14 protein-coding genes are annotated in these 21,178 nt (G+C 71.0%); 6 read left to right on the top strand and 8 right to left on the bottom strand.

Annotated features, from left to right (window positions below; translation table 11 throughout):
* The first annotated feature begins 93 nt into the window (after positions 1-93).
* Complete coding sequence (locus Ato02nite_RS08750) at positions 94-858, top strand: TetR/AcrR family transcriptional regulator (protein WP_246606305.1); 765 nt, start codon at positions 94-96, stop codon at positions 856-858.
* A 22-nt stretch (positions 859-880) separates the two neighbouring features.
* On the opposite strand, the gene Ato02nite_RS08745 is transcribed toward Ato02nite_RS08750, so the two are convergent.
* The 5 genes from Ato02nite_RS08745 to Ato02nite_RS08725 form a co-directional block, all read right to left on the bottom strand.
* The gene (locus Ato02nite_RS08745) at positions 881-3,094 is read right to left on the bottom strand and encodes a pectate lyase-like domain-containing protein (RefSeq protein WP_213005908.1); all 2,214 of its coding nucleotides are present in this window, start codon (positions 3,092-3,094) and stop codon (positions 881-883) included.
* A 1,495-nt stretch (positions 3,095-4,589) separates the two neighbouring features.
* Entirely contained in the window at positions 4,590-5,132 is a 543-nt protein-coding gene (locus Ato02nite_RS08740) for a dihydrofolate reductase family protein (RefSeq protein ID WP_213005907.1), read from the bottom strand.
* Positions 5,129-6,061, bottom strand: coding sequence for a helix-turn-helix domain-containing protein (locus Ato02nite_RS08735; protein ID WP_213005906.1), 933 nt, complete (start codon positions 6,059-6,061; stop codon positions 5,129-5,131). Before Ato02nite_RS08735 ends, Ato02nite_RS08740 begins: the two co-directional genes overlap by 4 nt.
* Before the next feature lie 88 nt (positions 6,062-6,149).
* Positions 6,150-9,287 (bottom strand): LamG-like jellyroll fold domain-containing protein, encoded by a 3,138-nt coding sequence (locus Ato02nite_RS08730; protein WP_213005905.1) that lies wholly within the window; start codon positions 9,285-9,287, stop codon positions 6,150-6,152.
* Positions 9,288-9,404: 117 nt separating this feature from the next.
* Complete coding sequence (locus Ato02nite_RS08725; RefSeq protein ID WP_213005904.1) at positions 9,405-9,992, bottom strand: TetR/AcrR family transcriptional regulator C-terminal domain-containing protein; 588 nt, start codon at positions 9,990-9,992, stop codon at positions 9,405-9,407.
* A gap of 66 nt (positions 9,993-10,058) precedes the next feature.
* Between Ato02nite_RS08725 and Ato02nite_RS08720 the strand changes: the two genes are divergently transcribed.
* Positions 10,059-11,279: an FAD-dependent monooxygenase gene (locus tag Ato02nite_RS08720; RefSeq protein ID WP_246606299.1), complete on the top strand. Its 1,221-nt coding sequence runs from the start codon at positions 10,059-10,061 to the stop codon at positions 11,277-11,279.
* A 19-nt stretch (positions 11,280-11,298) separates the two neighbouring features.
* Here Ato02nite_RS08720 and Ato02nite_RS08715 read toward each other — a convergent pair whose 3' ends face one another.
* Together Ato02nite_RS08715 and Ato02nite_RS08710 are read right to left on the bottom strand one after the other, a co-directional pair.
* Entirely contained in the window at positions 11,299-12,375 is a 1,077-nt protein-coding gene (locus Ato02nite_RS08715; protein ID WP_213005903.1) for a PQQ-dependent sugar dehydrogenase, read from the bottom strand.
* Positions 12,376-12,820: 445 nt separating this feature from the next.
* A complete protein-coding gene (locus Ato02nite_RS08710) occupies positions 12,821-14,527 on the bottom strand; it encodes a CBM35 domain-containing protein (protein WP_213005902.1) in 1,707 nt (568 codons plus the stop codon).
* Between the two features lie 202 nt (positions 14,528-14,729).
* On the opposite strand from Ato02nite_RS08710, the gene Ato02nite_RS08705 reads away from it, so the two are divergent.
* From Ato02nite_RS08705 to Ato02nite_RS08690, 4 genes are all read left to right on the top strand, one after another.
* Positions 14,730-17,360: an AfsR/SARP family transcriptional regulator gene (locus Ato02nite_RS08705; protein WP_213005901.1), complete on the top strand. Its 2,631-nt coding sequence runs from the start codon at positions 14,730-14,732 to the stop codon at positions 17,358-17,360.
* Positions 17,361-17,551: 191 nt separating this feature from the next.
* Positions 17,552-18,817: an MFS transporter gene (locus Ato02nite_RS08700; RefSeq protein WP_213005900.1), complete on the top strand. Its 1,266-nt coding sequence runs from the start codon at positions 17,552-17,554 to the stop codon at positions 18,815-18,817.
* Positions 18,780-19,376 carry an RNA polymerase sigma factor gene (locus Ato02nite_RS08695; RefSeq protein ID WP_246606297.1) on the top strand — a complete coding sequence of 199 codons (597 nt, stop codon included), beginning with the start codon at positions 18,780-18,782 and terminating at the stop codon, positions 19,374-19,376. Before Ato02nite_RS08700 ends, Ato02nite_RS08695 begins: the two co-directional genes overlap by 38 nt.
* A complete protein-coding gene (locus tag Ato02nite_RS08690; protein WP_213005898.1) occupies positions 19,373-20,365 on the top strand; it encodes a CU044_5270 family protein in 993 nt (330 codons plus the stop codon). Before Ato02nite_RS08695 ends, Ato02nite_RS08690 begins: the two co-directional genes overlap by 4 nt.
* Before the next feature lie 9 nt (positions 20,366-20,374).
* On the opposite strand, the gene Ato02nite_RS08685 is transcribed toward Ato02nite_RS08690, so the two are convergent.
* Complete coding sequence (locus Ato02nite_RS08685) at positions 20,375-21,160, bottom strand: maleylpyruvate isomerase family mycothiol-dependent enzyme (RefSeq protein ID WP_213005897.1); 786 nt, start codon at positions 21,158-21,160, stop codon at positions 20,375-20,377.
* Between the last annotated feature and the right edge of the window lie 18 nt (positions 21,161-21,178).

The following is a 21,178-nucleotide window of genomic DNA, read 5'->3' as shown; positions in this document are numbered from 1 at the left end:
CGAGAATATTTCATATCGACCGGGTGATCAGCGCGGCGAGATCTATGGGAGGCTTGCGCGGTATGTGACGGCCCGCCGGTCGCTGGAGGCTTGATGGCAGATCCGGACACTCCGCAGGCCCGCGGCGAGGCGACGCCGGCCATCCCGGCCGTACCGCCCGGCTCCGGGCGCAGCGGATTGGATCAGCGGCGCATCATCGGCGCCGCGGTGCGGTACATCGACGAGAACGGCCTGCGCATGCTGACCATGCAGCGGCTCGGCGCCTACCTCGGCGTCGAGGGCATGGCCCTGTACCGGTACGTGCCCGGCCGCGAGGCGCTCCTGGACGGCGTGGTCGACGCGGTGGTCGACGAGTTGTTCAACGACCCCGATGTCCATCTGGAAGCCCACGCCGGCTGGGTCGACTACCTGCAACGCCTGGCCCATGGCCTGCGCCGCATCGCCCTGGCCCACCCCGAGGTGTTCCCGCTGGTCGCCACCCGGCCGCCGGCCGCGCCCTGGGTGCGCCCACCGCTGCGCAGCCTGCGCTGGATCGAATCGATGCTGGAGGTGATGACCGGCGCCGGGTTCTCCGACGAGAACGCCGCCGCCGTCTACCGCGCCTTCAGCAGTTTCCTGCTCGGCCACCTCCTGCTGGAGGTGGCCTCGCACGGTGTGGAGACCGGGCCGGTCGAGGAACCCGACGTGTCCCCGATCGAGGACCTCGGCAAGTACCCGCTCCTGCAACGCCTGGAGCCGCACCTGTCCGTGGACGTCGCCGCGCAGGACTTCGAGGAAGCCCTCGAGGCGCTGCTCGATCGCGTCGCCCTGCTCCTGCCCCGCCGCCGGCGGCCGCCCCGCCTGACCGAAGAAAACTGACAGCGCGGCCGGCCGGATCGTCCTACGGGAAGTTGACCAGGTAGGAGTTGTTGTAACTCGGCGTCGCGGCGGCGCCGGTGTTGTTGATGATGTGCGAGATCGTGCCGATGCCGCCGAGGGACACGATCGCCATGTTGTGGAACTTCACGCCGGCGACCGCGGGCACCTCGAACGCGCGGAGCGAGGCCACCGAGTTGTTGACGTTGAAGAAGCAGTAGCTGCCCAGTCCCCACGCCTCGAACGTGGTGACCCCGGATGCCACCTTGACCGCGGGGTAGCCGTTCTGCGAGCCGTTCATCCAGGCGGCCTGGTTCGGTGGGTCGTACGGCATCTCGTTCTGGAAGAAGATGATCCGGCCGTTGGCGCCGTTCCAGATGACCTCGTTCTTCTGGTAATGCTCGACGAAGAGGCCGGTGGCGAGGACGTTGTCGCCGTTGACGGTCAGGCCGTTGTCCGCGGTGTTCACGGTCCAGCCGATGCCGGCGCCGTGGTCGGCCCGCCAGGCCCAGGTGTGGTCGATGATCGTGTTGTTGGTGTTCACGACCAGGCTGTTGGTGGCCTTGCCGGCCACCATGCCGCCGATCCGGAAGAAGACGTCCTGCACGGTGGTCGGATTGGCCGCGTGGGCCACGCCGGACTTGGCCAGGCCGACCTTGAGCAGGGTGTCACTGTTGGTGGTCCCGGCGTCGAAGAGCAGACCCTTGAGGCGTACGCCGTCCACGTCGGCGACGTCCATCGCGTTGACCCCGTTGTCCGGGATGATCGTCGGGTAACCGATGCCGAGCACCACGGTGTTGGCCTTGGTCACGTGCAGGGTCTGGTTGACGTGGTAGATGCCCGGGGTGAAGAAGAGGTTGCAGCCGTTGGCCAGCGCCGTGTTGATGTTGGCCGCCGAGTCACCCTGCTTCACCACGTAGAAGTTGCTCATCGGCAGCGACGAACCGGGGGTGCTGCCGCTCGCCCAGCTCGGCCCGGAGGCGTTGGTGCGCAGCGACGGCAGGAAGACCCGGTACTTGCCGGCCGAGTCGAGGTACAGGTAGGGCACGTCCCGCGACACCGGCGTGGTGGCCAGGGTCGTGTAACGCGGGCCGGACGCCGGGTCGGTGTTGAAGTTCGTGGCCGGAGCGCCGTTGACGCCGGAGAACACCATGTTCCAGTTGGAGCCGCTCCACGCGCCGAACGTGCTGTCCCGCGAGTACCACTGCTGCTGCGAGGCGGACTCGACGGTACCGTCGATCTTGGAGTCGGCGATGTAGCCGCCGCTCGCCCAGCCGTAACTGGCCGGGTAGGCGTTGAGCCCGCCGACCACGTGGATCCGGCGGAACGGTGCGGCCTGCGCGACGGCCCACCGGTTGGCGCCACCGAGCGAGTTGACCGACAGGTTCTCGGCGGACCGCCAGAAGTTCTGGGTCGCGTTCCCGGCGTCGCTGGCGTTGAACGCGTCGACCGTCACGGCGCCGTTGATGCGTACGTCATCGGGGTTCTGCCCGAGGCCGAGGATCGAGGTGTTGAAACCCAGGTTCGCGCCGACGGCGTACGGCGTGGTGCTCGGTTTGAAGACCAGCGCGTCGCGGCGCGTGCCGAACTGCGCCGAGAGCGTGTCCTTCTGCGCGTTGAAGACGCTGTCCAGGGACGACTGGATGGCGGCGTCCGACATGGAGTGGTCGTAGATGTGCACGTTCGGCCCGAAGTCCGGGGTGTCGGAGTAGGTCGGGCAGGTGCCGGTGGGCGGCGTCGTCCCCGTCGTGACGGTGAAGGCCTGGGCGCCGGTGCCGTTGCAGTCCCAGAGCTGCAGGCGGGTCCCGTTGGCGGTGGCCCCGTTCGGCGCGTCCACGCAGCGGCCGGACTGCGGGTTCTTGAGGCTGCCGTTGCTCTGCTGGACCCACTGCTGCGCGCCGGTGCCGTTGCAGTCGTAGAGCTGGAGCAGCGTGCCGTTGGCGGTGCCGCCGCTCGCCACGTCGAGGCAGCGGCCGATGGTGGTCAGCGCGGTGCCGCTCCAGCTCCAGTGCTGGTCCACGCTGTTGGTCTGGCAGTCCCAGAGCTGCACGGCAGTGCCGTTGACTCCGGTGTCGTCACCGCTCACGTCCACGCATTTACCGCCGGGCCCGGCGATCGTGTTGCCGACGATGGCGGCCGAGGCAGCCTGCGCACCACCGACCAGTCCGACCGCGGCGACCACCATCAGCACCAGCGCCGCGAGCAACCCGCGGTGGCGCCGTCGAGGGACAACCTTCATGTGTCCTTCTTTCTTGTGAACTGCCCGCGATGGCGAGGGGGAACGAGCAGGGGGGATGCGGGGAGAGCGCTCTCACAAATGTTTCTTAAGTGTTTCTATCGCCAGTCACCGATGTCAAGGTGCGTACCTGTCCGCACACCGGTGTCTGCCCGAACGCAGCCTCACCGGCTGCACACGTGGCCACGTGTCGGCCGGGCGAACGGTGCCGCCCCGGTGTCGCCCCGGTGACCGCCCCGGTGACCGCCCCGGTGACCGTGCCGGCCCTGCCCCGCCCGGCTCGGACGTCGACGCGCGGTTCGCTGGCCCACAGGCCCAGCCGTCCCGCAGAGTCATCGGCTAGGCCGAAGCCGCACGAGCAGGCGTCGCTGTTGCTGCTGTGAACGTGTCCGATCGCATCGGCGAGAGGGCGTTGTCAATTGCCGACGAGAATTGTCATGCCGGACACCAATGCCCGGAATGGGAAAACACCATTCCGAAGACGGCGTCGATCGCTTCGACAATAACGTCGTTGGCCTTTCCGCGGTCACCTGATGGTTCGCTTTCGGCGCGTCTCAAGGCCGGCCCCCGGTCGCGGCGAGGCGGTTGTCGCGGATCGGTGGCGATGCGATGCTCGCGACGGAGCTGCGGGCGATCGATGTCGTCGGACGGGCGGGGTGCTGGGCGGCGACCGGGCCCGGACGGTGTGACGACATCGCGGAGTCGGCGTTGCTCGTCCGACTACCGCGCGGCCTTTTCCTCCGGTGGCCTCGATGCGGCATACGGGCTCGTCCCGGTCGGCGGCCCACCCGGCCAGGGATATGCGCTCGGCGCGGAACCTCGGCTCGGCGCGCGGCCTCGGCCTGGGACGTGGCCACGAATTGGCGCGCGGGCTCGGCCTGGCGCTCGGGCTCGGCCTGGCGCTCGGGCTCGGCTTGGGATGCGGGCTCGGTCTGAGCAGGGGCTTGTGCCCGATGTTCGGGCTCGGCGGGCGTCACGGTTTCCGACCGGCTCGCCGCGGCCGACGTCCCGGCCGCGACAGTGCGGCAGGCCGGCTGCTCGCCACCTGAGGGCAGATCACCTACGCCCGGGACCTCGTGGTCGACCATCGCGGATGACGGCCGCCGCACGCAGATCGCGCCGGCCGGCCAGATCAGCGGCGGGACAGCCTCGGCGCAGTCGTGCAGGCCGACCTCTGCGCACGTGCGCGAGCAGCCTCGGGAGCGGCACAACTTCTGCGCGTGCCGACGAGAGAGTCCCCAATGCCGCCGACGCGCATGATCACGGCGGAATTCCTCTTTCTCCGGCGACCAGTTACGCGCTTTCGTGCGGTCCCGCATGGCAACAGTCTGAGGCCGGGTGAATAACTGAAGCTGCTGGTACCGCATGCCTATATTCTTCCGCGCCCGGCACATCATTCCCAACAAGTGATCATGCCAATCTCAGAAACCAATCCAGGGCCGAAAGCCAGTTGCGTGACCAATCAAAGAAACATTTTCCGCCGCAAAGGAGAAGCAACTCACCTGCCGCGATCGCCGGTAGCCAGCACGTCGTAGCGGGCCGCGACGAACGCCTCGTTCCGGGCCGTCTCGCGTAGGCGCAGGTCGAGGCGGCGGGGGAGCAGGGGGGCGCCGGCGCCGAGCGTGACCGGCGCGTAGCTGACCACGATCTCGTCGAGCAGGCCGGCGTCGGCGAACTGGCCGGCCAGGTCGCCGCCGCCGACGACCCACACGTCCTGGCCGTTCGCGGCTTCGACCGCCTCCGCGTGGACCTCGACGACCGGGGCGCTGGTGAAGCGGATGTCGGCGCCGTCCACACCGGTCAGGTCGCGGTGGGTGAAGACCCAGGACGGCTGGGTGTACGGCCATTCCGTCTGGTGTCGCCGCAGCCACTCGTAGGTTGCCGCGCCCATCAGGACCGCGCCTACCCCGGCGATGAACTCGTTGTAGTTCATCGCCCCGTGCTGGTCGATGTCCTGTTTGATCAGCCAGTCCAGCGAGTGCTGCTGGTCGGCGATGAAGCCGTCGAGGGTGCTCGCCACGTAGTAGATCGTGCGGGTCATGCCAGTTCGCCTCCGGTCGTTTCCTCATTGCGATGCCGGCGCAGCCACATGATCGGATCGCCCGGGCCGACCGGGTGGCCGGCGGCGCGCAGCATGTGCCGCACCAGTTGGCGGCGGTGTGCCGAGTAGGTCAGGACGTGCGCGACGACGCTGCTCATCACGAAGCTCTCCGGTGGCTCGCACAGCGCGTCGATCAGCCGGTCGCCCCACGCGCCGCGGGCGTCGAGGTCGCGCACCATCGCCAGCCAGGCCGCGCCGGCGGTCTCGTGCCGCTCGGCCAGCTCGGCGACGGCCGGGCGGGCCGGGTCGGCCGGGGTGTCCCGCCCGTCGATGGAGGCGAGCCAGGTCTCCTTGGTGCGCACGAGGTGGTGCAGGACGTCGCCGATGCTCTCCTCGACGCCGTCCCAGTCGAGCACCACCGTCCCGGGCAGGCGTACCGCGCCCAGCTCCGCTTCGGTCAGGCGCGAGGAAAAGGCGAGGAGGGCGGCCGTGTCGTCCAGATCGTGGCGGACGAGTTGCTCGGTGAGCGGATTCGTCACGTGCTCGTTGGCGTCGACCCACAGCGAGATCGGCGGGTGGAAGTGGATGCCGTTCGGCGCCGGTAACCAGGGGCGGGACGCGGGCCGGCTCGGCGGGTGGCCGAACGCCCGCGCGTAGGCCCGGGAGAAACCCTCGGCCGAGTCGTAGCCGGCCGCCCACGCCGCCTCGGTCACCGCCGAGCCGTTCCGCAGCTGCCAGGCGGCTCGTTCCAGGAGCACCCGCCGCCGCATGGCGACGGGTGACTCGCCGGTGCCGCGGGCCAGCATCCGGCTGAAATGGAACGGCGACGAGTACGCGTCGCCGGCCATGTCGCCGAGCGAGCGGGACTCGCCGTCGGCGAGCACCGCGTCGAGTAGTTCCCGAAGCCGATCCCGGCCCACGTTCGTCACATGTCGATTGTCCCGGCCCGGGCCGCCCCGGACATGACAGTTCTTGCTCCAGGGCGACCCGGAGCGGACCGGAACGGACCGGAACGGATCAGCTCGCGTACAGCGCCGCCACCTCCGCGTCGCTCAGGCTGCGCTGGTAGACGTGCACCTCGTCGACCGAGCCCGACCAGTAGTCGGTGCGGTTGCCCGCGTACTTCGCCCGGCCGATCGACAGCGGGCCGGTGCTCACCACGTCCGGGCCGGCCGGCACCGCGGCGGCCCGCTGACCGTCGACGTACAGCCGGACCTCGCCGGTGGCGTGGTCACGCACCCCGACCAGGTGGTACCAGTGGTTCAGCGAAGGCGTGACGGCCAGCCGGGCCCGGTTGCCGCCCGGCGTGCTGAAGGCGAAGGCGCCCTGGCCGTACTGGAGGTAGAAGGGGTTTTCGGTGGCCCGGCCGTCCTGGCTGACCGCGGAGGCGTAGTTGCCGGGCAGCCTGTCGAGGGTCACCCAGGCCGCGACGGTGTAGTCCTTCGTGGTGTCGAGCACCGGTGCCGCCGTGTCGGCCGAGTCGCCGTCACCATCAAACTTCAACGCCTGCCCGCGTACGCCGTCGGTCCAGGCGGTGTCGCCGTTCAGCGTGAGGTCGGCCTTGCTGCCACTGCTGTCCTGGATGGTCCCGTCGAGCGTCCAGTCGCCTCGGCCCGGGAACGTCGCGTCGGCGCCGGCAGCCGCGCCGGCCGCGATGACTTTCGCGTTCACCGCCCGTACGTCTGCGGCGTTGACCTTGATCTCTCGCCGGTCGTAGGTCCAGAGGCCGTTGAGCTCGGTCTCCAGGTCGGTGATCTGGGTGTAGACCGAGCCGGCCAGCTCCGCCCCGGCCGCCTCGAGGTAGAAGCGGGACGTGTTGTCGACGTACTTCGCGGTCAGCGCGGCCTTGTCGGCGACCCCGCTGTAGATGACCGCCGGCGTCCCGGGCCACATGTGCCCGGGGGTGCGCAACGTGAAGCCGCCGTGCTCGCCGTCCATCGCGATCCGGGTCGCGTCCGGGTAGGCCGGGTCGTTGTTGACGTAGTCGTGGTGGTCGATCACGTCGCCCTTGCCCGAGTCACCCTTGGACGAGCAGCAGTTGACGCCGCTGTGGGCGTTGACGATGCGGCTCGGGTCGGCCGCCTTGACCTGCTCGGCGATCTGCCCGGTCGCCGTCCGGTCCCATTCGCCCCAGCCCTCGTTGAAGACCACCCAGCCGATCACCGACGGGTAGTTGTGCAGCTGCCGCATCTCCTCCTGGCCCTGACCGAGCCAGGCCTGCTGACCGGCCACGCTGTCGATGTCGGCCGACACGAAGTCCTGCCAGACCAGCAGGCCGAGCTCGTCGGCGTGCCGGTACCAGCGCGCGGACTCCACCTTGATGTGCTTGCGGACCGCGTTGAAGCCGAGCTTCTTCGTCTCCACCAGGTCGAACCGCAGCGCCGCGTCGCTGGGCTGGGTGTACAGGCCGTCCGGCCAGAAACCCTGGTCCAGCGTGGCGAGCGAGAAGATCGGTTTGCCGTTCAACACCAACTTCGGAAAACCACCCACCTTTTGTACGCCTACCGTGCGCAACCCGAAGTAGCTGCGGACCCGGTCGTTGCCGAGCCTGACGTCCAGGTCGTAGAGGTACGGGTCGTCCGGCGTCCAGAGGCGCGGGTTGGCGACCGTCAGCGTGAGCGGGGAGTTGGCCGCCCCGGTCACCGTGCCGACCTTCTTGCCCTTCCGGTCGTACGCCGTGGCGGTCACCTTCTGGCCGGCGGCGCCGGTCTTCGCCTGGACCGTGACCGAGGTCAGCGTGGGAGTCGTGACGACCTCGTCGATCGCGACCGGCGCGACCGGCTCCAGCCACACGGTCTGCCAGATGCCCGACGACGGTTCGTAGACGATGCCGCCCGGGTTCAGCGACTGCTTGCCCTTGGGCTGGTTCGGCCCGGTCACGTCGGTGACCGCGACGATGATCTCCTGCTGGCCACGGGCGCGCAGCGCGCCGGTGATGTCGGCCGTGAACGCCGTGTAGCCGCCGGTGTGCTCGGCGACCTTCGTCCCGTTGACCCACACGGTCGCCTGGTAGTCGACGGCGCCGAAGTTCAGCTTGATCCGCTGCCCGCGCCAGTCCTTCGGCACCGTGACCAGCTTGCGGTAGAACATGTGGTCCTCGCGCCGTTCGATGCCGGACAGCTGCGACTCGACCGGGTAGGGCACGGTGATCGTCTCGGCGAGCTTCGTGCCGAACGCGGGCTGCTGCCCCGCCTCGGCCCCGGCGAACTCCCACGGCCCGTTGAGGTTGAGCCAGTCCTCGCGGACGAGCTGCGGCCGCGGATATTCCGGCAGCGGGTGCTTGCGGTCCACCCGGTCGCCCCACGGCGTGGTGAGCCGGTGCGCGGAGTTGTTGGTGGCGGAGCGGATGACCTGCGGCACGGTCTCGCCGCCGACGACCAGGCCGCCGGTCCCGTCGTAGTTGACCCGGACCTTCTGCCCCTTCTGCACCGGCGCGCCGAGGGTGACCACGACCTTCTTCCCGTCCCGCTTCGCCGACCTGATCGGGAAGGGGGTGGTGTCGACCTCCACGGTGGTCTTCGCGGCGAACTGTCCGAGCGTGGTCACCTTGGCGTCGAAGGCCGCGGTCAGCGTGGTGCCGGCCCGGTCCACGGTGAACTCGGCCGGGAAGATCTGGAATCCGTCCGGCGGGGTGAACGCCGACTCGGGCACGATCTGCTTGTCGAGCCCGGCCGCGGCCCAGCGCAGGAACAGGTTGGCGCCGCCGATGTCCTGGAACATCTCGACCCGTACGGTGTGCGCCTCGCCCGCCACCAGGTGCACCGGCGCGCTGTTCTGCTCGACGTCCCAGTCACCGACCCAGTGGTCGATCACCGGTTGCTCGTCGAGGAGGAAACGGAACCCGTTGTCGCCGATCATCGAGAACGTGTAGTCGCCGGTGGCCGGGGCGGTGAGCCGGCCGGTCCAGCGGGCGGTCGTGTGCTCGGTGCGCCCGGTCAGCGACTGGAAGGTGCCGACCAGGCCGCCGAGGTCGATGTTCGGATCGAGCACGATGCCGCCGAGCTCCGCGAAGTCGCGCGCGCCGGGCGCCGACATCCGGAAGTACTCACCCTTGAGACCGTGCACGGCTGCGGCCGCGGGAGTTGACGCTTGAGCGGGCGCGGCGCCGACCGGCGCCACGAGTATCGAGAGGACCAGCAGAGCGGCTCGCAGCATCGAGTGTTTCCCTTCGATCAACGACGCGTTGCGAGCACATTTACGCATAGACATATCTGATGTCAACAGAAAGAAACAGGTACAAACATTTCCGCTAGGAATGTGCCCGTGCGAACCTCACTCCTGGCCCGCGCGCCCGGATGACGACCGATCCGGCATGCGGGCGATCAGGCCGCCGAGGATGAGGGCCAGCCCCGCCTCGAAGGCGGCTTCGTGGCCGATCGGCGGCACGCTCTCGCTCGTGACCCGGTCGTCCGCCTGCTCTTCGAGGACACATCCGACGGTGAAGCGGCTCGCGGCCAGCATGGCCATCTGAGCGTCCGCTTCCGGCACGCCGGCGCCGGTCAGGAACGCCATCTTGTGCGTGATCCGGCCGAGGTCGGCTTTCCCGGGCAGCAGGCCGGCGTGCAGGCGCGCTCCGTCGCGGCGCAGGAGCAGGGTGCGCCGGAAGTCGCGGGTGTTCTCCAGGAACCACTCGCGCCAGTCGTCCGTGGGTTGCGGCAGCGGCGCGGTGGCGTGCGGGGCCATCGCGGCCTCGGCCATCGCCGCCAGTAGCTCTTCCTTGCTGCGGAAATGCCAGAACAGCGATGGCTGCTGCACGCCGAGCCGCTTGGCCAGGGGCCGGGTGCTCACGGCGTCCAGCCCCACCTCGTCGAGCAGGTCGAGCGCTTCGGTGATGACGGTCACACGGTCGAGCTTTGCCACGTTGACAACCTATCGCCGATAGGTGACTCTGACCAAGAATCTATCGCCGATAGGGAGGTTGGGATCATGAAGATTCTCATCGCCGGTGCCGGAGTGGCCGGGGAAGCGCTCGCCTTCTGGCTGTCGCGGGGTGGCCACGATGTCGTCGTCGCCGAGCGCTTCCCGGAGCTGCGGGCCTACGGCGCCCAGGTCGACCTGCGCGGGCAAGGGATCGACGCGGCGAAAGCCATGGGGCTGCTGGACGAGATCAGGGCGAAGCTCGTCGACGAGGCGGGCGTGGCGTTCGTCGACGCCACCGGCAAACCGCGAGCCACCATCATGGCGAACACCTCGGATCGCGGCCGGCAGTCGCTGACCTCGGAGTACGAGATCATGCGGGGCGACCTGGTGCGGATCCTGCACAACGCGAACGGCGCGGGCGTCGAGCACCGGTTCGGCGTGAGCGTCGACGGCTTCGACCAGGACGAGCGCACGGTGACCGCGCACTTCTCGGACGGCACCGCGGAGGAATTCGATCTGCTCGTCGGCGCGGACGGGCAGGGCTCCCGCATCCGCCGCGCCCTGCTGCCGGAGGGCCACGACCCGTACTGGCGAACCGGGATTCACATGGCCTACTGGTTCGTGCCCCGGATCGCCTCGGACAGCCGCATCCGGGACACCTACCTCGCGCCCGGCGGCCGGCAGATCATGCGGCGGAGCCACAACGCGACGGAGACCCAGGTGTACTTCGTCCAGCGGGAGACCTCCGCGGAGTTCTCCGCGATCCACCGCCGCCCGGTCGAGGAGCAGCAGGCGTTCTGGGCCGGCCGCTTCGCCGACGCCGGGTGGCAGGTCCAGCGGTTCATCGACGGGATGGCGGGCAGCCCGTTCTTCTACTCCCAGGAGATCGCGCAGGTCCGCATCGGCAGCTGGTCCACGGGCCGGGTCGTGCTGGCCGGGGACGCCGCGCACTGCGCCTCGCCGTACAGCGGAATGGGAATTTCCGGGGGTCTCGTCGGTGCCTATGTGCTGGCCGGTCAGATCAACCGCCACCCGGGCGACCTGTCGGCCGCGCTGGCGAACTACGAGAGCGAGCAGCGGCCGTTCGTCGACGAGATCCAGGGTGGCGTGAACCCGAAGATTCTGAGCCTGGGCATGCCGTCCACGCGGCTCGGCATCGACACCTTCCTCGCCGTCACCGGTCTGGCGACCGCGCTGCACATCCCTGGCCTGGTGGCCCGCTTCGCCAAGGAGGACCGCGGCGGCGCCTGGCAACTGCCGCCGAGCCCGGCCCTCAGCGATCACTGAGAGCCGGGCCGGCCTTGACCTACGATCCGGCGGGCGTCGGGGGGATGCGGATCACCCGGTCGTCGGTGGTGGCCGGGGTGCCTCGGCCGTCGCGGTTGCTGGTGGTGAGCCACAGGTAGCCGTCCGGGCCGAGTTCGGCCGTGCGCAGGCGGCCGAACGTGCCCTGCAGCTCGGCCACCGGGGTGCCGGCGCCGCCGTCGCCGGTCAGCGGGACCAGCCACAGCCGGGTGCCGCGCAGGGCGGCGGCGTACAGCGTGTCGCCGACGATGGTGGCGCCGCTGGGTGAGGCCTCCGAGGTGGGCCACTGCACGAGCGGATTGACGAACCGGGAGTCGGTGCCGATGCCCTCGACGATCGGCCAGCCGTAGTTGCGACCGGCCTCGATCCGGTTCACCTCGTCCCACGTGTTCTGCCCGAACTCGGTGGCGAACAGGCGGTTCTCCGCGTCCCAGGCCAGGCCCTGCACGTTGCGGTGACCGAGGCTGTAGACCAGCGAACCGGCGAACGGGTTGTCCGGCGGGACGCTGCCGTCCGGCTCCATCCGCAGGATCTTGCCGTTGCGGCTCGCCTGGTTCTGCGCGTTCGACGTGGTGCCGGCGTCGCCGACCCCGGCGTACAGCATGCCGTCCGGGCCGAACTCGATCCGGCCGCCGTTGTGGATGCTCGCCTTGGCCAGCCCGGTGACGATCGGCTCGACGGTCTGCGGTGCGCTCAGCTTGAACCGGACGATCCGGTTGTCATTGGCCGCGCTGAAGTACGCATACAGGTAGTCGTCCTCGGCGAAGGTGGGGGAGGCGGCCAGGCCGAGCAGCCCGCCCTCCCCGTTCGGCACGACGCCGGGCACGGTCGCGACCGGCACGGGTGCCGCGCCCGGGCTCACCCGGAGGATCTCCCCGGAGCCGCGCTCGGCGACCAAGGCGGTGCCGTCGGGCAGGAAGGTGAGGCCCCAGGGCACCTCGAGCCCGGTCGCGACGACCTCCGGATTGCTGAAGTCGAAGCTGGGCGTCGCGGCCGAGGCGGTCACCGCGGTAGCCACCGCGCCCGCTCCGACAACGGCCGCGCAAACCGCGGCGGTGAACACAAAACGCCTGCTCATTGAGATTCCTCCCGAGCTAATCCAGCGACGAGCGTCAATGTTACACGCTCATTTCGGCAACCCGAGCAGCCGGCGCACCGATCCATCGCACCCGGCACCACGATCCGGCCGGCGAGCTCCCGGCGAGGAGCTGGCGACCCGGATGCGCGACCTGCTGGCGCCGTTCAGCGGCCGGTTCGCCACGGTGCGCGACGCCATCACCTCGCCCGATCAAGTCGTACGCCGCCCGATCCATGCCCTTCTGGTCGAGGGCCCGTGGCATGCCGGTCGGGGGGTGCTCGTCGGCGATGCCGCGCCCTCGCCGTCGCCGCAGATGGTCAGCGGTGCGGCCCTGGCGATCGAGGACGCGGTCGTGCTGGCCGAGGAGGTGACCCGGCACGCCGCCCCAACTGACGACGAGGCCCGCGGCCCGCCCGGTGGTGGCCGGGCCGCGGGCGAATGCCGATCAGGACAGCGTGATCGCGTCCAGTTCGGCGTAGCCGGTGCCGCCGGCGAAGTACGGCGAGCCCTTGGCCAGCCGGATCGTGTTCCAGCCCGCCGTGAGGTTCACCGTGGCGTTGACCGAGGCGCCGAACGATCCCCACGCGCCGGTGGGCGGGTAGGTCACCGTCGACCAGGCGCTGCCGTTGGCGGCGAGGCCCTGGGTGGCGTTCGCGCCGGTGGCGTTGGCGTAACCGATGTTCATCGTGTAGCTGCGCGTCTGCGGCACGTTGACCAGGAAGTCGACGAACGACGCGGCGCGCATGTCGGCCGAGCCGTCGATCTGGCCGACGTAGCCGCCGCTGGACGCCGACGCCGAGGAGAACCGGTTGGCGTTGACCACCGTGGCGTTCTCCGCCTCGTAGCGCTGCTGCCAGGTCGGCACGCCGCTGACCGGGGTGACGAGCAGCTGGTAGGAGTCCAGGGCGTTCATGCCGTTGACCGCCACGCTGATGCTGCCGTTGACCACGTTGTAGGTGCCCGTCGTGACGGCGATCGGCGCGCTCTGGTTGGTGGTGCGCCCGGTGGTGCCGCTGCGGGTCAGCGTCACCCGGACCTGAGTGCCCAGGGCCGAGAGCCCGTTGACCTTGACGGTATTGTTCCCGCTGTCACCGCCGAGCACCACGTTGACGATCTTGCGGGTGCTGTCGTACGCCGCGACCCCCTCCAGCCATGAGCCCGGGACGGTCTGCACGATGTTGCCGGCCATGTCGCCGTACCACTTGTAGGTCCAGTACGACGAGGTCGGCGCGTTGTTGTGGAGCAGGCCGTTCAGCGTGCCGGCTTCGTACCAGTAGGCGCGTTCGGCGTCGCGGATGCCGTGCCGTTCGAAGACGGCCATGTAATGGACCGCGACGCTGGGGATGTCCACCTGCGACGGCGAGGCGTACTCGTTGATCGAGATCGGCCGGGGCGAGATGCCCAACGAGGTCTCGATCGCCCGGTAGTCGGCGACGTGGGCCTGCACGTTGAGGTAGCTGTCGTCTCCCAGCTCGTGCCAGACGATCACGTCGGGCACCGTGCCGGTGTTCTTGGCGTTGGTCAGGAAGTCGACCATCCAGCTGTGGCTGTAGATGGAGTGGCTGGGCCCGACGATCGGGGTCACCGTGTCGAGCGAGCGGATCAGCTGGTAGGTGCGGGTCCAACCGGCGTTGAACGACCCGGCCGCCGCGGTGTTCCACGTCCAGTCCGGCTCGTTCCACAATTCCCAGCCGTCGACGTTGGTCGTGCCGGTGGCGGCCAGGCGCGCCTGCACCATGGTGCGCACCTTCGACTCCCAGTCGGCCCAGCTCACCCACTTGTACGGGAAGTTCGGGTAGATGTCGGGCATCCGGTAGAACTGCTGGGCGCCGCCGCTGGTCACCTTGCCGGCCACCTGCAGGCCGTCACAGCAGGGCTGGGTGGCGCCGTTGCCGAGTTGCTGACCGCCGGGCGGCGGCTGGGTCAGGTGGTTCAGCCGCAGCGGGTACATCATGCTCAGCGGCGGGTTGTTGCCGGTGTTCACGGCGTAGAGCCCACCGGCCGCGACGTGGGTGACGGGCCGGACGGTGGTGCCGACGTTGACGGTGAGCGTGTTTCCGGCCGCGTGGGCCGGCGCGGAGAGCGTGCCGGTGGCGAGAACGGTGAGGACGGTCAGGGCCGCCGCGGACGCGGCGGTTCTTCGGGTGCGCACAACATCACCTCGGGGTTAGTGACGGGGTGACGCCTCGGGTCATCGGGGCGGAAGGGGGAAGCCACCGCCGAGACCGATCATCAGAAGCGTGAGGGAAAACGATTGCCTAGACGTTATGGAGCATCTCACCCGCATGTCAAGAGCGCTAGGGAAACAAGGTAGGAAACAAGGCCGTGCCCGCGTATGAGATCGTTGTGAATGGATGTCTGTTCTCGCCGGGGGTGCTGTGCTCGAGGTGCGTCTGCTGGGGCCGGTGGAGCTCTGGGCCGGTGAACGACAGCTGCCGATCGGGGAGCCGCGCCAGCGCGCGGTGCTCGCCGCCCTGGCCTGCGAGGCCGGCCGAGTGGTCACCGCCGAGACGCTGATCGACCGGGTGTGGGGCGAGACCGCGCCGGCCCGTGCCCGGCACGCGCTGCAATCGCACCTCACCCGGGTGCGGGGCGCGTTGCGGCGCGGCGGCGGTGATCCGCTGATCCGGCGGTCCGGCGGTTACCTGCTCGACCTGCCCGCGGATCGGGTCGACCTGCTCCGCTTCCGGGCGCTCGCCGAAGGAGCGGACGGAAACGTCGACCGGCTGCGCGAGGCCGTCGGGCTGTGGCGCGGCGAACCTCTCGCCGGGCTGGCCGGTGAGTGGGCCGCATCCATGCGCGCCGTCTGGGACTCCGAACGCCTGCTCGCGGTGGTGGCCTGGGCCGAGGTGGAGGACCCGGCCGCGCTGATCGGCCCGCTCGGCGCGATCGTCCAGGAACAGCCGCTGGTCGAGCCGGTCGCGGTCGCGCTGATGCGGGCGCTGCACGCGATCGGCCGCACCGCCGACGCGCTCGGCCAGTACGACGCGCTGCGCCGCCGGCTCGCCGAGGACCTGGGCACCGACCCGGCACCGGCCACCCAGGCCGCGTACGCCACCATCCTGACCAGCAACCAGGCCGCCGCCACCGGCCCGCTCGAGCCGGTGCCCGCCCAGCTGCCGGCCGACGTGGCCGGGTTCGCGGGACGGGCCGACGCGCTCGCGCAGCTCGACAAGGTCCCGTCGCTCGCGGTCATCGCCGGCCCGGCCGGTGTCGGCAAGACCGCCCTGGCCATCCACTGGGCACACCGTGCGGCGGCCCGCTTCCCGGACGGCCGGCTCTACGTCGACCTGCGCGGCTTCGGTCCGGGCGGCACGGCGATGGACCCGGGGGAGGCGGTCCGTGGCTTCCTCGGCGCGCTCGGCGTCCCGGCCCGGCGCATCCCGGCCGAGACCGGCGCCCAGTCGGCGCTGCTGCGCAGCCGGCTGGCGAACCGGCGGCTCGTGCTGGTGATCGACAACGCCCGGGACAGCGACCAGGTGCGCCCGCTGCTGCCCGGCGCCGGTTCCTGCATGGTGCTGGTGACCAGCCGCAACCAGCTCACCGGGCTGGTCGCCGCGGACGGCGCGCAACCGCTGCGGCTGGACGTGCTCAGTCACGGCGAGGCCCAGGAATTGCTGGAACGGCGGCTCGGCGCGGACCGGATCGCCGCCGACCCGGTAGCCGGCGACGCCATCATCGGGTTGTGCGCCCGGCTGCCGCTGGCGCTCACGCTGGCCGCCGCGCACGCCGTCATGCAGCCGGAGCTGGGCCTCGCGGAGCTGGCCGACGGCCTGGCCGGGTGGTCCACGCCGGCCGGTGACACCCCGGACACCGACCTGCGAGCGGTGTTCTCCTGGTCGTACGAGGCGCTCACGCCGGCCGCCGCGCGGTTGTTCCGGCAGCTCGGCGTACACCCGGGTCCGGATTTTTCGGCCGCGGCCGCGGGCGCTCTTTCCGGCTCGGCCGAAGACCTGGCCGAGCTGGTGCGGTCCAGCCTGCTGACCCAGCACGCGCCGGGCCGGTATCTTTTTCACGACCTCATGCGGGCGTACGCGGAAGGCCTGGGCGCCGGCCCGGCGGCGGCGGACCGCCTCCTCGACCACTATCTCGGTACGGCGTTCGCCGGCGCGATGCTGCTGGCGCCGACCCGGGCGGCACCGCTGCTGCCGATCGAGGCGGCCGCCGGTGAGCCGCTCGCCGACCAGGACGCGGCGATGCGCTGGTTCGCGGTCGAGCGGGCCGTGCTCCTCGCCCTGGCGGCCCGGTCCGGCGGTGACCGGCCGTGGCAACTGGCCTGGGCGCTGGACACATTCCTCTACCGGCAGGGCCCCTGGCACGACCTGGTCACCGTGTGGGAGGCGGCGCTGTCCACGGTGGACGACGGGCCGGCGCGGGCGTACGCGTACGCCCGGCTGGCTCGTGCCTGCACCCTGCTGGACCGCGCCGCGGAGGCCGACCGGCACTACCGCCTGGCTCTTGACCACTACGACCGGGCCGGCGACCGGGACGGCCAGTCCGGCGTGCACCACGAGATGGCGATCCTCCACGAGCGGCAGGGTGACCTGCGTGCCGCCCTGGCCCACGCCGAACAGGCGCTGGAGCTCTCCGACCACGGCAGTGCCAACACGCTCAACACCATCGGCTTCTACCGCGCTCAGCTCGGCGACTTCGCCGGGGCGCTGGAGCTCTGCGAACGGGCGCTGGCGCTCTACGAGCAGAGCGGCGACGCCGACAACCGGGCCGCCGTCTGGGACAGCCTGGGCTTCATCCGGCACGGCCTGGGGGAGTACGACGCGGCGGTGGACTGCTACCGGACGGCATTGGGGCTGTACCGGGAGATCGGTGACCGCTACTGGGTGGCCGACACGCTGGTCCACCTCGGCGACACCCATCGCGCCTGCGGGCGGGACGCGCAGGCGGCGGCGGTCTGGCGCGAGGCGCTCGGCATCTACGAGGAGCTGGGCCACGCCAACGCCGCCGAGGTGCGGTCCCGGCTGTCCTGACGGTTCCGCAGGAATTCCGCAGGGGCCATGCGCGATCGTCGATCCCGACCTGACATCAGCGAAGGGAGTCCGGCATGACCGCGAAAGCCAAGAAGGGTACGAGCTGGAACCGCCGCGGGGCGACCTGGGGCTAGGAGTACGGGGGACGGCGCCGCCCATGCCCGTGGGCGGCGCCACTCCGTGGGGGTGTGATGCCGACCTATCGCGAGCTCTTCGCCTACCGCGAATTCCGTTACCTGTACGGCGGTCAGGTCCTGTCCTACCTGGGCGACCAGGTGGCGGCGGTGGCCGTGGCGGTGCTGGTCTTCGACCGCACCGAGTCGGCGCTGCTGTCCGCGGTCGCCTACGCCAGCTCCTGGCTGCCCGGGGTCCTCGGCGGACCGATCCTGTCCACCTACGCCGACCGGCTGCCCCGCCGTGCCGTCCTGATCGGCTGCGACCTGGCCCGCGCCGGGCTGATCGCGCTGGTGGCCGTGCCCGGAGTGCCGCTGTGGTCGGCGATCGTCCTGCTCTACCTGGCCCACCTGTTCTCCCCGCCGTTCGTGGCGGCCCGAGCGGCGATCATGCCCGAGGTGCTGCCCGGCGAGGCCTACATCACCGGCAACGGGCTGGGCAACATCACCCACCAGCTGAGTCAGCTGCTCGGTTTCGTCGCGGGCGGCGTCGTGGTGGCGGCGATCGGGCCGGTCTGGTCGCTGATCGGCAACGCGGCGACCTTCGCGCTGTCGGCCGCGCTGATCGCGCTCGGTGTCGCGCGGCGTCCGGCGGCACTGGTCGCCGACGGGGTGCCGCAACGGCTGCTCGCCCAGTCCCGGGAGGGCATCCGCTACATCCTGGCCGATCCGTGGCTGCGTACCTGCCTGGCGCTGGTCTGGGTGGCCAGCGGATTCGCCTTCGCGCCGGAGGCGATCGCGTACCCGTACGCCATCTCGCTCGGCGGTGGCCCGGTCCAGGCCGGTCTGCTGCTCGCCGCCCCCTCGGTGGGTTTCCTGCTGGGCGCGCTCGCGCTGACCCGGGTGCTGACACCCGGCACCCGGGATCGCCTGCTGCGCCCGGCCGCCGTGCTGTCCACCGCGGCGCTGGTTCCCGTCCTCGCCCACCCCCGCCTGCCGGTGGTGCTGGTCCTGCTGGCGGTGGCCGGCGCCGGCGCCTCGTTCGTGGTGCCGCTCAACGCGATCTTCGTACGCCGGGTGGCGCCGGAGTTCCGCGGCCGCGCGATGGGGGTGGCCGTCTCGGGCCTGCTGGTCGGTCAGGGCCTCGGGTTTCTCGCCGTGGGCGCCGCCGTGCAGGCCGGACTGGCCCCCGCTACCGTGGTCGGCCTGAGCGGCCTGCTCGGCACCGCGGCGGTCCTGACGACCAGGTTCGCGCATCGGCCACAATTCCCCGGGAACCCGGAGTCGCGGGCGGACAGGAATGGTCGTGAACCTTTCTCAGCGAGCCCGGATACGCGCCGGTGACACCGCCGCGTTCGGGCGGCTCTTCGAGGACCACGCGCGCGAGGTCTATCGCCACGTCGTACGCAGCACGGGCAGTTGGAGCGGTGCCGAGGACGTAGTGTCGCTGACCTTCCTGGAGGCGTGGCGGCTGCGCGAGCGGCTGCGGCCGGACGGCGACAGCGTGCTGCCCTGGCTGCTCGGCATCGCCACCAACGTGCTGCGCAACACCCGGCGCGCGGCCCGGCGGCATGCCGCCGCGCTGGTCCGGTTACCACCGGCCGAGACGATGCCGGACTTCGCCGACGAGATCGTCAACCGGATGCGCAACAGCGAGCAGCTGGCCGCGGCGGCGGCCGCGCTGGGCCGGCTGCGAGCGGCCGAGCGGGAGGTTTTCCTGCTGTGCGTCTGGTCCGGGCTCGACTACGCGCAGGCTGCCGAGGCGCTCGGCGTGCCGATCGGCACGGTCCGGTCCCGGCTGTCCCGGGCCCGGACGAAGCTGCGGGAGATGACCGCAGGCCCGGGACAGGTACTGGTCGCCCGCACCGAGGCGGCCCGATCGAATCAGGAGGGGAACCGATGAGCCAGTCGATCGATCCGGCCGAACGCGCCGAGCTGACCCGGTTGCTGCCCCCGCCCGGGGACCCGGAGCTGTCGGTCTACCGCCAGCGGCTGCTCAAGGACGCCTTCCTCGAGCAGATCACCGAACCACCCGCCGCCCGTTCCCGCCGCCGGTTCGCTCTGCTCGCCGCTCCGGTCGCGGCCGCGGTGCTGGTCGCGGTGCTGGTCGGGGTGGCGGTGCTCGACCGGCACCGGACCGGCGGGGCGACCGCGGTCACCGGCCCGTTCGTCGCGGTCGCGGCCGGCGACTCGGCCGGAGCGGCCCCGCTGCTGGAACGGATGGCCCAGGTCGCCGGTGCGACGCCGCGGGTAAGCCTCGGCAGCGGCGATTACGTGTACGTCCGGAGCAAGGTCGCCTGGCTGGTCTTCGCCGGTGACGTCCACTCCGGGCCGAAGGAGGCCGGTGTCGACGCGCAGGTCCTCGATGAGGTGCACAGCCGCGAGGTCTGGGTGCCCGCGTCGACGGGCACCGAAGGCCTGGCCCGGGAGCACGGCGAGACGTTCGGCCTGTCCGGCGCGCCGCCGAACAGCCGTTACGCCGACCTGCCCACCGACCCGGCCACGCTGCTTGCGCAGGTCTACGCCGACACGCGGGGACAGGGCAACGGCGCCGACGGCGCGGCGTTCGACTTCCTCGGCGAGGCGCTCCGGGAGTCCCTGCTGCCCCCACCGGTGGCCGCCGCCATCTACCGGGCCGCCGCGAGGATCCCCGGGGTGGAACTGGTGGCCGATTCGGTCGACGCCGCCGGCCGGCACGGGGTCGCGGTCGCCCGCACCGACGAGTTCGGCGAACGCCGCGAATGGATCTTCAACCCGGTCACCTTCGAATACCTCGGCGAGCGCTCCTACCTGGTCCGCGACACCTCGACCGGAAAGGCCGGCATGCTCACCGGCACCACCGCCGTCCTGGAGCGCGGCGTCGTCCACCGCAAGGGCGAGCACCCCCGATGAGCACGCCGGTCAGTCGCTGACGTGGGCGGTGTTGTCCAGCCAGTGCTGGGCCAGGGCGGGGTCGCCGGTGATGCTGACGCCGGCGGCCCCCGCCAGGGGGAGCCGCCGGGTCAGGGTCAGCAGCAGCGATGATGCCGGGCCGGTCACCGTCACATCGGCCGGCCGGGTGCCGGGTTGCCACGTCGCGCCGTCCGGCCGGCGTTCGACGAACCAGGCGCCCGCGTCGGTGGCCCGCCACTGCAGGGTCTGCCCGGTGCCCCGGAGGGCATCGGCGGACTCGGCCCGCAGCATCCGCCACGTGGGGGAGGTGAGCATCGCGAGGTGGTGGCCGATCAGCGCGGCGGCGACATCGGCGTCGATGCCGGCCGGCCGGCCCGCCGCGTTGTCCGCGTCGAAACCGTGGACCACCGTCTCGTTGAGGACGCTGAACATCCAGAACTGTCCACCCGTCCGCTCGTCCCCGGCGGCGTTGAACACCGGCGCGACGAGCGCGTCGTCGGAGCACGCGCCCGCGGCCCGTTGCGCCGACTCCGCCAGCCATCCCGGCCACGCGTGCGGGTCGGCCGGGAGCGCGGCGGACTCCGTGGGCAGCCGGGTGGGGTCGGTGATGCGCCGCTCGATGATCTCCGCGACCCAGTGCTGGGTCTGGCCCACGTGCTCGACCAGCTCGGTGATGGTCCACCGCGGGGTGGTCGGCACGGCGGCGCCGGGCCCGGCCGCGGCGGCCGATTCGGCCAGGCGCCGGGTGTGTTCGACGATCGCTTGCCGGGCATGGTCGGCGGTCAACTCGGTCATGGGATTGCCCTTCCGTAC

It is taken from the genome of Paractinoplanes toevensis, from assembly GCF_018332695.1.
GTDB lineage: Bacteria > Actinomycetota > Actinomycetes > Mycobacteriales > Micromonosporaceae > Actinoplanes > Actinoplanes toevensis.
This window is presented reverse-complemented; position numbering and strand designations above follow the sequence as displayed.